The sequence below is a fragment of the Stenotrophomonas maltophilia group sp. SKK55 genome, assembly GCF_057179845.1.
The window spans coordinates 62,452-75,570 of sequence record NZ_JBXUHP010000002.1; the positions used below are offsets into that span (position 1 = coordinate 62,452).

Below are 13,119 nucleotides of genomic sequence, written 5' to 3' on the forward strand. Positions count from 1 at the left end.
CGGGGCAGATCGAGCCAAGCCTAGCTTCTAAATCTGGGTATAAATCTAAAGCATGGTGGTGATGGTAGAGCCAGATTTCGTGGAGAAATGTGTTATCTACATGATTTAAAAGGAATTTATGTGGGTGAAACCCCCTGTATAGAGGCGCCTCAGGCTGGGGGGGAACCTGTGGATAGTTTCCAGACCCAAGCAAAAGGGCTTTTTTATCCACAGATTGCCCATACCTTGTGTATAAGTCATACAGTCCCGCTGTGGACAGCGTGAAACGAATGGGCCGGATTCTTTGAAATCTGTGGAACCTCCCATGGCATCGGATCGCAGATTTGGAGGAACCCGGGCCCCCGCCCGCTCACCTGGCCGGGCAAGCGTTCAGCAAACACCTGCGGCAGTGGTCCTGAAATCCTTGAATTCTGGCGGGCCACGCCCCGCAACCCTGTGCAGAATTGAAGGAATTTCAGCTGCGTCCGGAGCTGGAAACGGGCATGCCGGTGAACCGGCGCCACGTGGAACCCGCGATCAGTTGGTGCGCGGGAGCTTCTGCTCCGCATCGATGCGGGTGCAGCACGTCCGGCTTGACCGATGCAGTAAGCTGATGGATTCCCTGCCCCTCTGCCGCCTCGAGCGGATGGTCGTTCGCGCCCCATGCTTATCCGCCGCCTCGCCTTGCACCAACTGCGTCGCTTCAGTGCGGTGGATCTCTTGCCCCAGCCGGGGCTGAACCTGCTCACTGGCGACAATGGTGCCGGCAAGACGAGCGTGCTGGAGGCCCTGCATCTGATGGCCTATGGCCGCAGCTTCCGCGGCCGGGTCCGCGATGGACTGGTACGCCAGGGCCAGGAGGCGCTGGAGATCTTCGTGGAATGGGACGAGCAGCGCGCCGACCACGCGCCGCATCGCCGAAAGGCCGGCCTGCGCCACAGTGGCCAGGACTGGAAGGGACGATTGGACGGTGAAGATGTGGCTCAGCTCGGCAACCTCTGCGCAGCGCTGGCGGTAGTGACGTTCGAGCCCGGCAGCCATGCGCTGGTCAGCGGTGGTGGCGAGCCCCGCCGTCGCTTCCTGGATTGGGGCTTGTTCCACGTGGAACCTGATTTCCTGTCCTTGTGGCGCCGCTATTCAAGGGCGCTGAAGCAGCGCAATGCCCTGCTCAAGCAGGGCGGCCCGTCGCGGATGCTGGACACCTGGGATCACGAGTTGGCTGAGGCCGGAGAGCCCCTTACCAGCCGGCGTCAGCACTACCTTGAGCGGCTGCAGCAGCGTGCCGTGGCGCTGGCTGCCAGTTTGGCGCCGCAACTCGGCATCCAGGCACTGCAACTCAGTCCGGGCTGGCGTCGGCATGAGCTTCCCCTGGCAGATGCTCTGCTTCTGGCCCGGGATCGTGACCGCCAGGCCGGCTACACCTCGGTTGGGCCGCACCGGGCGGACTGGAGCGTGGATTTCCACAGCATTCCTGGTCGCGATGCACTGTCACGCGGTCAGGCCAAGCTCACCGCATTGGCGTGCCTGCTGGCGCAGGCTGAGGACTATGCAGAACAGCGCGGCGAATGGCCGGTGATCGCACTGGACGATCTGGCCTCCGAACTGGATCGTACCCACCAGGCGCGGGTATTGGAGCGCCTGCTCACCGGCCCGGCGCAGATCTTCGTCACCGCTACTGAACCTCCGGCGGCCCTGCAGGGCCTGACCCAGATCGCCCGGTTCCACGTGGAACATGCACAGATCGTGGCTGTGCCATAGTGGGCACATCAGGGCCACTCGACCCCGGCTGGTATAATTCGGGTTGGAATCCTTTCATTCTCGGCACATCGCCCCAAGCGGTGTCCGACCTGCGGAGCCTACGGCAAGCGCAATGAGCGACGAACAGAACACCCCGGCAAACAACGGCAATTACGACGCCAACAGCATTACCGCCCTGGAAGGCCTGGAGGCTGTCCGCAAGCGACCCGGCATGTACATCGGTGACGTGCATGACGGCACCGGTCTGCACCACATGGTGTTCGAGGTTGTCGACAACTCGATCGACGAAGCGCTGGCCGGCCACGCCGACCATGTCGCGGTGACGATCCACGCTGACGGTTCGGTCTCGGTGTCCGACAACGGTCGCGGCATCCCGACCGGCAAGCACGAGCAGATGAGCGCCAAGCTCGGTCGCGAAGTGTCCGCCGCCGAAGTCGTCATGACCGTCCTGCACGCAGGCGGCAAGTTCGACGACAACAGCTACAAGGTTTCCGGCGGCCTGCACGGCGTCGGCGTCAGCGTGGTCAACGCGCTGTCGCAGAAGCTGCTGGTGGACGTGTTCCAGAACGGCTCCCACTACCAGCAGGAATTCAGCAACGGCGCGGCCGTGACCCCGCTCGCCAAGCTGGAAGCCACCACCAAGCGTGGCACCACCGTGCGCTTCTGGCCGTCCACCGTCGCCTTCCACGACAACGTGGAATTCCACTACGACATCCTGGCCCGCCGTCTGCGCGAGTTGTCGTTCCTGAACTCCGGCGTCAAGATCGTCCTTGCCGACGAGCGCGGCGACGGCCGTCGCGATGACTTCCACTACGAAGGCGGCATCCGCAGCTTCGTGGAGCATCTGGCCCAGCTGAAGACCCCGCTGCACCCGAATGTCATCTCCGTCACCGGCGAGCACAACGGCATCGTCGTGGAGGTGGCGCTGCAGTGGACCGACTCCTACCAGGAGACGATGTACTGCTTCACCAACAACATCCCGCAGAAGGACGGCGGTACTCACCTCGCCGGTTTCCGCGGTGCGTTGACCCGCGTGCTCAACAACTACATCGAGCAGAACGGCATCGCCAAGCAGGCCAAGATCAACCTGACCGGCGACGACATGCGCGAAGGCATGATCGCGGTGCTGTCGGTGAAGGTGCCGGACCCGAGCTTCTCCAGCCAGACCAAGGAGAAGCTGGTCAGCTCCGACGTGCGTCCGGCGGTGGAAAACGCCTTCGGTGCGCGCCTGGAAGAGTTCCTGCAGGAAAACCCGAACGAAGCCAAGGCGATCGCCGGCAAGATCGTCGATGCCGCGCGTGCGCGTGAAGCTGCGCGCAAGGCCCGCGACCTGACCCGCCGCAAGGGCGCGCTGGACATCGCCGGCCTGCCGGGCAAGCTGGCCGACTGCCAGGAAAAGGACCCGGCGCTGTCCGAACTGTTCATCGTCGAGGGTGACTCGGCAGGTGGCTCGGCCAAGCAGGGCCGCAACCGCAAGAACCAGGCGGTGCTGCCGCTGCGCGGCAAGATTCTCAACGTGGAACGCGCGCGCTTCGACCGCATGCTGTCCTCCGACCAGGTCGGTACGCTGATCACCGCACTGGGTACCGGCATCGGCCGCGACGAGTACAACCCGGACAAGCTGCGCTACCACAAGATCATCATCATGACCGACGCCGACGTCGACGGCGCCCACATCCGCACCCTGCTGCTGACGTTCTTCTACCGTCAGATGCCGGAGCTGATCGAGCGCGGTTACGTCTACATCGGCCTGCCGCCGCTGTACAAGATCAAGCAGGGCAAGCAGGAGCTGTACTTAAAGGATGACCCGGCGCTGGACAGCTACCTGGCCAGCAGCGCAGTGGAAAACGCTTCACTGGTGCCGGCCACCGGCGAGCCCGGCATCGAAGGCCTGGCGCTGGAGAAGCTGCTGCTGGCCTACGCCGCCGCGCTCGATTCCATCGAACGCAACGCGCACCGTTATGACCGCAACCTGCTCGAAGCGCTGGTCGATTTCGTGCCGATGGACATGGACAGCCTGCGCAATGCCGGCGAAGGCGAAGGCTTGGATGCGCTGGCCAAGCGCCTCAACCAGGGCAGCCTGGGCAGCCCGCGTTTCAGCCTGGAACTGCAGGAAGCCAACGACGAGCGCCCGGCCGCCGTGCTGGTGACCCGTCGCCACATGGGCGAGGAGCACATCCAGGTGCTGCCGATGTCGGCGTTCGAGAGTGGCGAACTGCGTGCGATCCACCAGGCCTCCAAGCTGCTGCACGGCCTGGTGCGCGAAGGTGCAACGATTTCCCGCGGCGCCAAGTCGATCGAAGTCGACAGCTTCGCGAAGGCGCAGAACTGGCTGCTCGAGGAGGCCAAGCGCGGCCGCCAGATCCAGCGATTCAAGGGTCTGGGTGAAATGAATCCGGAGCAGTTGTGGGATACCACGGTGAACCCGGAAACCCGTCGCCTGCTGCAGGTGCGCATCGAGGATGCGGTCGCTGCCGACCAGATCTTCAGCACCCTGATGGGCGATGTCGTCGAGCCGCGTCGCGACTTCATCGAAGACAATGCGCTGAAGGTCGCCAACCTGGATATCTGACACAATCGGGACCTGGCCGGTGCGCGGGGAGCTGCACCGGCCTTCGTCCCTTGAACACAGGTACCTGATGTCCGCATCCACCCCGGTCTCCGCCGCCCCGCCCCCGGTTCCGCCGGTGTCTGCCCCACCGCGCGCCGTGGCACCGTTGGCAGGCTTCTTCATCGACCTGGGCATCGCCGCCGTTACCCTGGTCGGCCTGAGCATGGTCACCGGCCTGTTCTGGGGCTTCTACCGTGCAATCGTGGTCAGCCGCGCCAACGCCGAGGCCAATGGCGGTGGACTGACACCTGACGCCGTCGGCGCGGCAGTGGGCCAGCCCGGTACCCTGGCGCAGATCCTGATGGCCCTGATCGCCACCGGTGGCGCCGCGCTGCTGCTGTACTTCTGGCGACGCCCGGCAAACGCCGGCGAACGCATGGCGTCGCGACAGGCGTTGCTGCGGCCGTCCACCTGGGGCTGGACCCTGCTGGTGGCCACGCTGATCGTGCTCGGCAGCAACGGCATCGCCTTCCTTTCCAAGCAGTTCGGCATCGAGCCGGTGCCCACCAACGTGGAACTGATGCAGAGCGCAATCGCTCGCTTCCCGCTGTTCCTGGTGCTGTTTGCGGTCGTCCTCGCCCCCGCCTACGAAGAGCTGCTGTTCCGCCGCGTCCTGTTCGGGCGCCTGTGGCAGGCCGGCCGCCCCTGGCTGGGCCTGATCCTCAGCAGCCTGGCGTTCGCCCTGGTCCACGAAGTGCCCGGTGTCAGCAAGAACTCGCTGCTGGGCATGGCGCAGCTGTGGCTGGTGTACGGTGGCATGGGCGCCGCCTTCTGCTGGCTGTACCGCCGCACCGGCACCCTGTGGGCGGCGATCGCCGCGCATGCGCTGAACAACGCGGTCGCGCTCGCCGCAATGGTGTTCCTGGGGTCAACGTAACGCCGTGCCCGCTTGACGAAAGATTAAGCAGGTACGCTACACACTGCGCACATGAACACGGGGGCGGACCCATGAAACAACTGCTGCTGGCTCTAGTCATCACCACCGTGGTCAGTGCCTGTGCGACCACCACCTCGCCAACCGGACGACGGCAGATGGTGGGCGGCGTGTCGCAGGCGCAGCTTGACCAGCTCGGTGCGCAGGCGTTTGCCGAGACCATGCAGAAAGAGAAGATCAGCACCGATGGCCGCCAGAACGGCTACGTGCAGTGCGTGGTCAATGCCCTGGTCGCGCAGTTGCCGCCTCAATACCGTGGCGTACGGTGGGAGACGGCGGTGTTCGTCGACAAGGAGCCCAACGCCTTCGCCCTGCCCGGCGGCAAGGTCGGCGTGAACACTGGCATCTTCACCGTTGCCAGGAACCAGGATCAGCTGGCTGCCGTAATCGGCCATGAAATCGGCCACGTCATCGCCCGCCACCACGAGGAGCGCATTACCCGGCAGATGGGCGCGCAGACCGGCCTGGCCGTGCTCGGTGCGCTGGCCGGCGCGGCCTACGGCGAAGGCGCTGCCAGCACCGTCAACCAGCTTGGTGGCATGGGCGCGCAGACCGCCTTCCTGCTGCCCGGTTCACGCACCCAGGAAAGCGAGGCCGACGTGATCGGCCAGCGACTGATGGCCCAGGCCGGATTCAACCCGGCCCAGGCCGTGGATCTGTGGCAGAACATGATGGCCGCCAGCGGCGGTCGAAGCCCGCAATGGCTGTCCACCCACCCCGATCCGGCCAACCGGATCCAGGAGCTGCGACGTGACGCACCGGGCCTGGCGCCGGTCTATCAGCAGGCGCAGGCGGCCGGGCTGCGGCCAAAGTGCGGATGAGTGCGCAGTTCTATGCTGTATTGCAGCACATAAAACGATTTCTCACGCCATCTGTTTCTGATACGTTTGGCGGCTCAGATTTTTCTGACAGTCCGACTTTGCCGCTATCCGGCGGTTCGATCGAGGTGAACGATGATTTTCCGTAACCACAAAGCTGTGCTTTCCGTCCTCGTCGCGACCGCCCTGACCGGCGCCGTGGTCACCGATGCCTTCGCGCAGTCCTCGCGTTCCTCCGACCGTGGCAGCCGCGGCGGCAGCAGCAAGCAGGCCAAGGCCGAACCGCTGTACCCGAATGCGACCCGCCAGGAGCCGACCGTCAAGGCCTCGGCCAAGATGGGCAGCAAGCTGCAGAAAATGATCGACAGCTACAACAAGGAAAAGTTCCCGGAGACGCGCACGCAGGCTGACGCGATCCTGGCTGACAGCGCCTCCAACGAGTACGACAAGTCGCTGGCCGCGCAGCTGGCCTCGCAGGCCGCCTACCAGACCGACGACACCCCGGCCGCCATCGCCTACCTGAAGCAGGTCATCCAGTTCAACGGCCTGGACAACAACGGCCACTTCCAGTCGATGCTGATGCTGGGCCAGCTGCAGCTGCAGGAAGACCAGACTGCCGAAGGCCTGGCCACCCTGGACAAGTACTTCGCCGAGAGCAAGTCGACCAAGCCGGAAGAGCTGATTGCCAAGGGCCAGGCGCTGTACCAGCTGGAGCGCTACCAGGAAGCGATCCCGGTGCTGAAGCAGGCCATCGCGGGCGCTGCCGAGCCGAAGGACAACTGGAACCAGCTGCTGATGGCGGCCCTTTCCGAAGCCGGCCAGACCGGTGAGGCCGTGCAGGCCGCAGAAGCGCTGGCGGCCAAGAACCCGTCGGACAAGAAGGCCCAGCTGAATCTGGCCAACATGTACATGCAGGCTGACCAGATGCCGAAGGCCGCCGCGGTGATGGACAAGCTGCGCAGCAGCGGCCAGCTCACCGAAGAGCGCGAGTACAAGCAGCTGTACTCGATCTATGCCAACACCGAGAACAAGGAAAAGGACGTCATCGCGGTCATCAACGAAGGGTTGCAGAAGGGCATCCTGAAGCCGGATTACCAGGTCTACCTGGCGCTGGCCCAGTCCTACTACTACTCCGACCAGGTGCCGCAGGCGATCGATGCGTGGCAGAAGGCCGCCCCGCTCTCCAAGGACGGTGAGACCTACCTGAACCTGGCACGCGTCCTGCATGCCGAAGGTCGCGTCCCCGAGGCCAAGCAGGCCGCCCAGCAGGCGCTGGCGAAGGGCGTGAAGAACCAGGCTGATGCCAAAAAAATCATCAACCTGAAGTAAGTAGGAATAACGCCTGAATGCCTGCTCAGTTGATGCGCAGGCGCTCAGGATTGGTATAAGCTTGGAGGTTCCTGCGGTGTCATGCACCGCTGATCAGGGATCCCGCCCCCGGGATTCCGGCCCCACTATTGAGCTCTTGGCGCATGACGGAACAACTAGTCGTTCACCGGTACGAACAACCCGATGACAAGGGGCTGAGCTGGCCTCGCATCGTCGGCATCGCGTTTGTAATTGCCCTGCATCTGGCCGCCTTCATGATGCTCCTGATTCCCGCCGTGGCTCCCAAGGCCGTCGCGGAGAAGGAGCGCAACGTCATGGTGACCATCGTCGACGCGCCGCCGCCGCCCCCACCGCCGCCGCCGCCGCCGCCGCCGCAGGATACTCCGCCACCGCCGGTGAAGAATCTGTCGCCGCCGAAGCCGTCGCCCGTACCGCCGCCGCCGCAGGCGCCGGTTGTCGACGTGCCGGAGCCGCGCCCGAACGATATCGTCACCCCGCCGTCGCCTCCGGCGCCGCCGGCACCGCCGACCTCGATCGAGGCCAGCGTGGACATCTCGTCGAAGGCCATGAATCCGCCGCGCTACCCGCCGGCAGCCTTCCGCGCAGGTATCCAGGGCGAAGTGATCCTGATCATTGATGTCGATGCCAGCGGCAACGTCACCAATGTCACGGTGGAAAAGTCCAGCCGTAACCGCGACCTGGACCGTGCTGCGATGGAAGCGGCTCGCAAGTGGCGCTTCAACGCCGCTGAAGCAGGCGGTAAGAAGACGGCAGGTCGCGTTCGCGTCCCGGTCAACTTTGCGCTGAACTGATGCGCCCGGGTGGCCGCCTGGCCACCCCCGCTCCCGGTTCGATTGTTTAGCTTAGCTACACCCTTTATCACCACACACAACAAAGGTAAGCGTCATGCTGCAGGAAATTTTCATCGCCGCTGCTGCCGGGGGCAATCCGTCCAACGCCCTGTCGCAGATGGGCTTCGAGCACCTGATCCACGAAATGACCACCAAGCCGGGTGATTTCGCGGTTTCCTGGGTCGTGCTGCTGACCCTGATCGCCATGTCGGCCATGTCCTGGTACTGGACCGTCATCAACATCTTCCGTGCCACCCGCCTGAAGAGCGCCGCTGATCGCGTCGTCAGCCTGTTCTGGGACACCCCGAACGCGCAGGACGCCATCCGTGCGATGGAAGAGCAGCCGGCTTCGGAGCCGTTCTCGAAGATCGCCCTGGACGCTGCCCAGGCAGCTGCCCACCACCAGCGCGCTGAAGGCGGTGCTACCGGCGGCGTCGGTGAGAACCTGAGCCGTTCGGAGTTCGTCGACCGCGCTCTGCGTCAGGCCGTCACCCGCGAAAGCAACAAGCTGCAGTCGGGCATGACCCTGCTGGCTACCGTCGGCGCGACCGCTCCGTTCGTCGGTCTGCTGGGTACCGTGTGGGGCATCTACGGCGCGCTGATCAAGATCGGTGCCACCGGCTCCGCTTCGATCGACGCCGTTGCCGGCCCGGTGGGTGAAGCGCTGATCATGACCGCGATCGGTCTGTTCGTCGCAATCCCGGCCGTGTTCGCCTTCAACTTCTTCAGCAAGATCAACAGCGCGACCATCAGCAAGTTCGATACCTTCGCGCACGACCTGCACGACTTCTTCGCCACCGGTTCGCGCGTCCGCTGATTGCGGCGCGCGTCACCCAGCGACGAAGTAAGTAGTCACCAAGATCTAGACGGAGCCCGTTATGGCTTTCAGTAGTGGTAACAGCGGCGGCCCCATGGCCGACATCAACGTTACGCCCCTCGTGGACGTGATGCTGGTGCTGCTGATCATCTTCATCATCACGGCGCCCCTGATGTCCCACAAGGTCAAGGTGGATCTGCCGGAAGCCAACCTGATCCAGAAGCCGGAAGATGCTGAAAAGCGTCCCAACCCGATCACGCTGGCAGTCAAGGAAGACGGCTCGATCTACTGGAACGACGAAGAAATCAACAAGCAGACTCTCGAGTCCCGCTTGGCGACCGCCGCACAGCAGACCCCGCAGCCGCCGCTGAACCTGCGTGGTGACCGCACCACCAAGATGCGCGTCATCAACGACCTGACCAAGGTCGCGCAGGAACAGGGCATGCTGGACGTCGGCTTCGTTGCGACCAAAGAAAAGGGGCAATAAGCCATGGCATTCAGTAGTGGTGGTGGCAAGGGCCCCATGGCAGACATCAACGTCACGCCCCTCGTGGACGTGATGCTGGTTCTGCTGATCATCTTCATCGTGACCGCGCCGATCATGACGTACCCGATCGCCGTGGACCTGCCGCAGCGCGTGCTCAACCCACCGCCGCAGCTGGTCGAACCGCCGCCGCCGATCGAACTGAAGATCGACGCCAGCAACCAGGTCTCGTGGAACAACAGCCCGATCAATACCAGCGAGCTGCAGCAGCGGATGGAGCAGGAGGTCCAGCGTGACCCGACCAACCAGCCGGAACTGCGCATCGACGCCAGCCCGGATTCCGAGTACGACGTGATGGCCAAGGTTCTGGCCGCCGCGAAGAACGCTCAGATGAAGAAGATCGGTTTTGTGCAGCAGTAAACGCGACACCGCAACACAACAGTCATGACGCGACTGCAGACGCCCCTGGAGACAGGGGCGTTTTTTTTTTGTGGGATGCAGTCGGGGTCAGAACCTTATTTGGCAGGAAAAGGGATCTGACCCCATCAGGGAGCACGCGCCCGCTATGATCGGCGCATGCTTGCCCTCTTCGATTCCCTGCGCCATTGGCTCGACGGTATCGCCCACCTCGGCACGATCCTGGCGGTGGCCTACCTGCTGTACCTGTTCGCGCTGGCGGGCTGGATCATGCTGCAGAAGCGCGAGCCGGTGGCCACGCTGAGCTGGATCCTTTCGCTGGCACTGCTCCCCTATCTCGGGCTCTTCATCTACTACCTGCTGGGCCCGCAGAAGGTGAAACGGCAACGGCTGCGTCGTGGCCGTGCACGCTCGGGCATGGAGCACTACAGCGATGTCTGCCCGCCCGATTCGGACTGCACCGAACTGGCCAAGGTGGCCCAGGCCACGACCGGACTGGCCCCAAGCAGTGCCACCGAAGTGACCTGGCTGGTGGACGGTGCGGCGACCTACGCGGCCTTGCTGGAAGCCGTTGCACAGGCGCACGATCACATCCATCTGGAGTACTACATCTTCAATCCGGATCACGCAGGCACCGCCCTGCGCGATGCCCTGGTCGAGCGCGCACGTGCCGGTGTGCAGGTGCGCCTGCTGCTGGATGCGGTGGGCTCATCCGCCCTGCCCCGCCGTTTCCTGCAGCCCCTGCTCGAGGCCGGCGGTGAAGCGATCTGGTTCCACCCACGGCAGCTGCTGAAACCGTTCAAGCGCCCGTGGCTGAACCTGCGCACGCACCGCAAGCTGGTGATTGTCGATGGCCGCCTGGCCTTCACTGGCGGGATCAACATCACCGACGAGGAAGACGAAAGCCGCAGGCCCGACGCCTATCGCGACCTGCACATGCGCATCCGCGGTCATGTGGTGCGCAGTCTGCAGCTGGTGTTCGCCGAGGACTGGCTCTACGCCAGTGGCCAGGAACCCTCGCGGATGGATATCGCCCGCTTGTGGCCGGCCGATATGCCGCTGCGCGGGGATGGCGCGATCAACGCGCAGGTACTGGTGTCCGGCCCGGATTCGGGCTGGGAGACGATCCACCGGCTGCACGTCGCCGCCATCCAGGAAGCGCACGAGCGGGTGTGGCTGGTGACGCCCTATTTCGTGCCGGGTGAAGCGGCGCGGATGGCGCTGACTTCGGCCGCGCTGGGCGGCCTGGACGTGCGCCTGCTGGTACCGAAAATGAGCGATTCGTGGTTCGTCACCCAGGCCGCGCGCTCGTACTTCGACGAGCTGTTGCATGCCGGCGTGAAGATCTACGAGTACGGCCCGCGCATGCTGCACACCAAGGCGTTCATCGCCGACGACGACGTCTGCATTGTCGGCAGTGCCAACTTCGACCACCGCAGCTTCCGCCTGAACTTCGAGCTGTCGATGATGATCAGCGACCGGGACCGCGTGGCGGCCCTGGCCGAGCTGCTGCAGGGTGAATTCGATCGCGCCACGCGGGTGCATGACCAGGCCGGGCGCTCGCTGTGGCTGCACCGCCTGCCCGAGGCCTTCGCCCGGCTGGCCTCGCCGCTGCTCTGACGCAGCGCTACACTGCGGCGATCATCCGGGGAGCCCGACTATGTACTGGTTGTACCTGCTGCTGGCGCTGGGCTGCTTTGCCTTCGCGCTGAAGACCCCAAGCGCGGGGTTGATGACCCTGTGCCTGCTGGCTGCGCTCGCCTTCCTGCTGGCCTGGGTACGCGGTCGTTACGTGGCCCGTTTCGGCGACCTGCAGCGCGACCCGGCCACCCTGATCGATGCCGAGGAACTGCGCCGCCTGCGCGAGCAGGCCCAGGCGCGCCGCAACGATGACGCCAACGGCAGCGATCCGTCCCCTCATTCCAAGTAGTTCCGTTCCATGACCCAGCTCAGCGTCAACGTCAACAAGATCGCCGTCCTGCGCAATTCGCGCGGCGGTGCCGAACCGGACGTGGTGCGCGCCGCCCAGGCCTGCCTGGATGCCGGCGCGCATGGCATCACCGTGCATCCGCGGCCGGACCGCCGCCACATCACCGCCGAGGACGTGCTTGCGCTGTCCATACTGACCCGCGCACGTGGCGTGGAATTCAACATCGAGGGCAATCCATTTGCGCCGCCGCGCGAGGGGTACCCGGGGCTGCTGCCGCTGTGCGAACAGACCCGTCCGGCGCAGGCCACCCTGGTGCCCGACGGCGATGGCCAGATCACCTCCGACCACGGTTTCGACTTCGAACGCGACGCCGAGCGCTTGCGCCCGTTGATTGCCGAACTGAAGGCGATGGGCTGCCGGGTCAGCCTGTTCGTTGATGCGGGCAACCCGTTGCTGGAGCAGGCCGCCGAGGTCGGTGCCGACCGCATCGAGCTGTACACCGGCCCCTACGCAGAGGCGCATGCGGCGGGCGACGCTGCGGCAATGCTCGAACTGTTCGCCACTGCGGCGCGGCGGGCGCAGGCAGTGGGGCTGGGAGTGAATGCCGGCCATGACCTGTCACAGGACAACCTCCGCGACTTCCTGGCCCAGGTGCCGGACGTGCTGGAGGTGTCGATTGGCCACGCGCTGATCGGCGAGGCACTGTATGACGGGCTGGATGCTACCGTGCGGGGCTATCTGGCCCTGCTCTGACCGATGGATGCAGCCGAGCATGGGCTCGGCTCTACAAGGTACCCGTATCCACTGTAGAGCCGAGCCCACGCTCGGCTCAGACTTGCCCTGAACCCTTCAGACGGCCGTCGCAGCCATTGAGACAGCCCCGGCGTACGCTGCCGCAATGGGTATTGCGATCAAGGGCCGAGGTTCCACGTCCCACCTTGCTGGGCGCTTCGAAAGCGCCGTCAGCGAGGCGGTGGACGACGGCTGGGCGGTCGATGAGAGCGAGGAGTTCCTCGCGCCGCGCCTGCGCACCGAGGTGCGCGCCGAGACCGCGCGCAGCATCATCACCCGCAACACTTCGCCAGACGTCGGCTTCAGCCAGTCGGTGAATCCGTATCGCGGTTGTGAGCATGGTATCAATACCCCCTGATTGTTCACCAGACAAATGGATATAGATCAATAGTTTAGCGG

Annotated in this window: 12 protein-coding genes and 1 pseudogene; all 13 read left to right on the plus strand. The window is 64.6% G+C overall.

Annotated features, from left to right (window positions below; genetic code table 11):
* Window positions 1–642: 642 nt before the first annotated feature.
* Window positions 643–1,737, plus strand: a complete 1,095-nt coding sequence (gene recF / locus AC2A1N_RS01310) for a DNA replication/repair protein RecF (RefSeq protein ID WP_061480433.1) — start codon at window positions 643–645, stop codon at window positions 1,735–1,737.
* 112 nt (window positions 1,738–1,849) lie between these two features.
* Window positions 1,850–4,309, plus strand: a complete 2,460-nt coding sequence (gene gyrB, locus AC2A1N_RS01315) for a DNA topoisomerase (ATP-hydrolyzing) subunit B (RefSeq protein WP_061480434.1) — start codon at window positions 1,850–1,852, stop codon at window positions 4,307–4,309.
* A gap of 67 nt (window positions 4,310–4,376) precedes the next feature.
* Window positions 4,377–5,225 (plus strand): lysostaphin resistance A-like protein, encoded by an 849-nt coding sequence (locus AC2A1N_RS01320; protein WP_484371307.1) that lies wholly within the window; start codon window positions 4,377–4,379, stop codon window positions 5,223–5,225.
* Window positions 5,226–5,296: 71 nt separating this feature from the next.
* On the plus strand, window positions 5,297–6,103 hold the full coding sequence (locus tag AC2A1N_RS01325) for a M48 family metallopeptidase (protein ID WP_484371309.1): 807 nt from the start codon (window positions 5,297–5,299) through the stop codon (window positions 6,101–6,103).
* 132 nt (window positions 6,104–6,235) lie between these two features.
* On the plus strand, window positions 6,236–7,429 hold the full coding sequence (locus AC2A1N_RS01330; protein ID WP_061480436.1) for a tetratricopeptide repeat protein: 1,194 nt from the start codon (window positions 6,236–6,238) through the stop codon (window positions 7,427–7,429).
* A gap of 143 nt (window positions 7,430–7,572) precedes the next feature.
* The gene (locus AC2A1N_RS01335) at window positions 7,573–8,241 is read left to right on the plus strand and encodes an energy transducer TonB (protein WP_005421199.1); all 669 of its coding nucleotides are present in this window, start codon (window positions 7,573–7,575) and stop codon (window positions 8,239–8,241) included.
* Window positions 8,242–8,335: 94 nt separating this feature from the next.
* Window positions 8,336–9,097 carry a TonB-system energizer ExbB gene (exbB, locus tag AC2A1N_RS01340; RefSeq protein ID WP_005411738.1) on the plus strand — a complete coding sequence of 254 codons (762 nt, stop codon included), beginning with the start codon at window positions 8,336–8,338 and terminating at the stop codon, window positions 9,095–9,097.
* Between the two features lie 61 nt (window positions 9,098–9,158).
* Complete coding sequence (locus tag AC2A1N_RS01345; protein WP_005421196.1) at window positions 9,159–9,584, plus strand: ExbD/TolR family protein; 426 nt, start codon at window positions 9,159–9,161, stop codon at window positions 9,582–9,584.
* Window positions 9,585–9,587: 3 nt separating this feature from the next.
* Window positions 9,588–10,001, plus strand: coding sequence for an ExbD/TolR family protein (locus tag AC2A1N_RS01350; protein ID WP_005411740.1), 414 nt, complete (start codon window positions 9,588–9,590; stop codon window positions 9,999–10,001).
* A 156-nt stretch (window positions 10,002–10,157) separates the two neighbouring features.
* Window positions 10,158–11,618, plus strand: coding sequence for a cardiolipin synthase (gene cls / locus AC2A1N_RS01355; RefSeq protein WP_049413411.1), 1,461 nt, complete (start codon window positions 10,158–10,160; stop codon window positions 11,616–11,618).
* A gap of 40 nt (window positions 11,619–11,658) precedes the next feature.
* Window positions 11,659–11,928, plus strand: coding sequence for a hypothetical protein (locus AC2A1N_RS01360; protein WP_061480714.1), 270 nt, complete (start codon window positions 11,659–11,661; stop codon window positions 11,926–11,928).
* Window positions 11,929–11,937: 9 nt separating this feature from the next.
* On the plus strand, window positions 11,938–12,681 hold the full coding sequence (locus AC2A1N_RS01365; RefSeq protein WP_484371312.1) for a pyridoxine 5'-phosphate synthase: 744 nt from the start codon (window positions 11,938–11,940) through the stop codon (window positions 12,679–12,681).
* A 145-nt stretch (window positions 12,682–12,826) separates the two neighbouring features.
* Window positions 12,827–13,063, plus strand: a pseudogene (locus AC2A1N_RS01370) (radical SAM protein); the annotation flags it as partial.
* Window positions 13,064–13,119: the final 56 nt, after the last annotated feature.

Bases quoted from the DNA above. Each gene is read 5' to 3' on its own strand.
- AC2A1N_RS01325 (WP_484371309.1), top strand. From the start codon at position 5,297: ATGAAACAACTGCTGCTGGCTCTAGTCATCACCACCGTGGTCAGTGCC.
- exbB (WP_005411738.1), top strand. From the start codon at position 8,336: ATGCTGCAGGAAATTTTCATCGCCGCTGCTGCCGGGGGCAATCCGTCC.
- cls (WP_049413411.1), top strand. From the start codon at position 10,158: ATGCTTGCCCTCTTCGATTCCCTGCGCCATTGGCTCGACGGTATCGCC.
- recF (WP_061480433.1), top strand. From the start codon at position 643: ATGCTTATCCGCCGCCTCGCCTTGCACCAACTGCGTCGCTTCAGTGCG.
- AC2A1N_RS01345 (WP_005421196.1), top strand. From the start codon at position 9,159: ATGGCTTTCAGTAGTGGTAACAGCGGCGGCCCCATGGCCGACATCAAC.
- AC2A1N_RS01365 (WP_484371312.1), top strand. From the start codon at position 11,938: ATGACCCAGCTCAGCGTCAACGTCAACAAGATCGCCGTCCTGCGCAAT.
- gyrB (WP_061480434.1), top strand. From the start codon at position 1,850: ATGAGCGACGAACAGAACACCCCGGCAAACAACGGCAATTACGACGCC.
- AC2A1N_RS01330 (WP_061480436.1), top strand. From the start codon at position 6,236: ATGATTTTCCGTAACCACAAAGCTGTGCTTTCCGTCCTCGTCGCGACC.
- AC2A1N_RS01360 (WP_061480714.1), top strand. From the start codon at position 11,659: ATGTACTGGTTGTACCTGCTGCTGGCGCTGGGCTGCTTTGCCTTCGCG.
- AC2A1N_RS01350 (WP_005411740.1), top strand. From the start codon at position 9,588: ATGGCATTCAGTAGTGGTGGTGGCAAGGGCCCCATGGCAGACATCAAC.
- AC2A1N_RS01320 (WP_484371307.1), top strand. From the start codon at position 4,377: ATGTCCGCATCCACCCCGGTCTCCGCCGCCCCGCCCCCGGTTCCGCCG.
- AC2A1N_RS01335 (WP_005421199.1), top strand. From the start codon at position 7,573: ATGACGGAACAACTAGTCGTTCACCGGTACGAACAACCCGATGACAAG.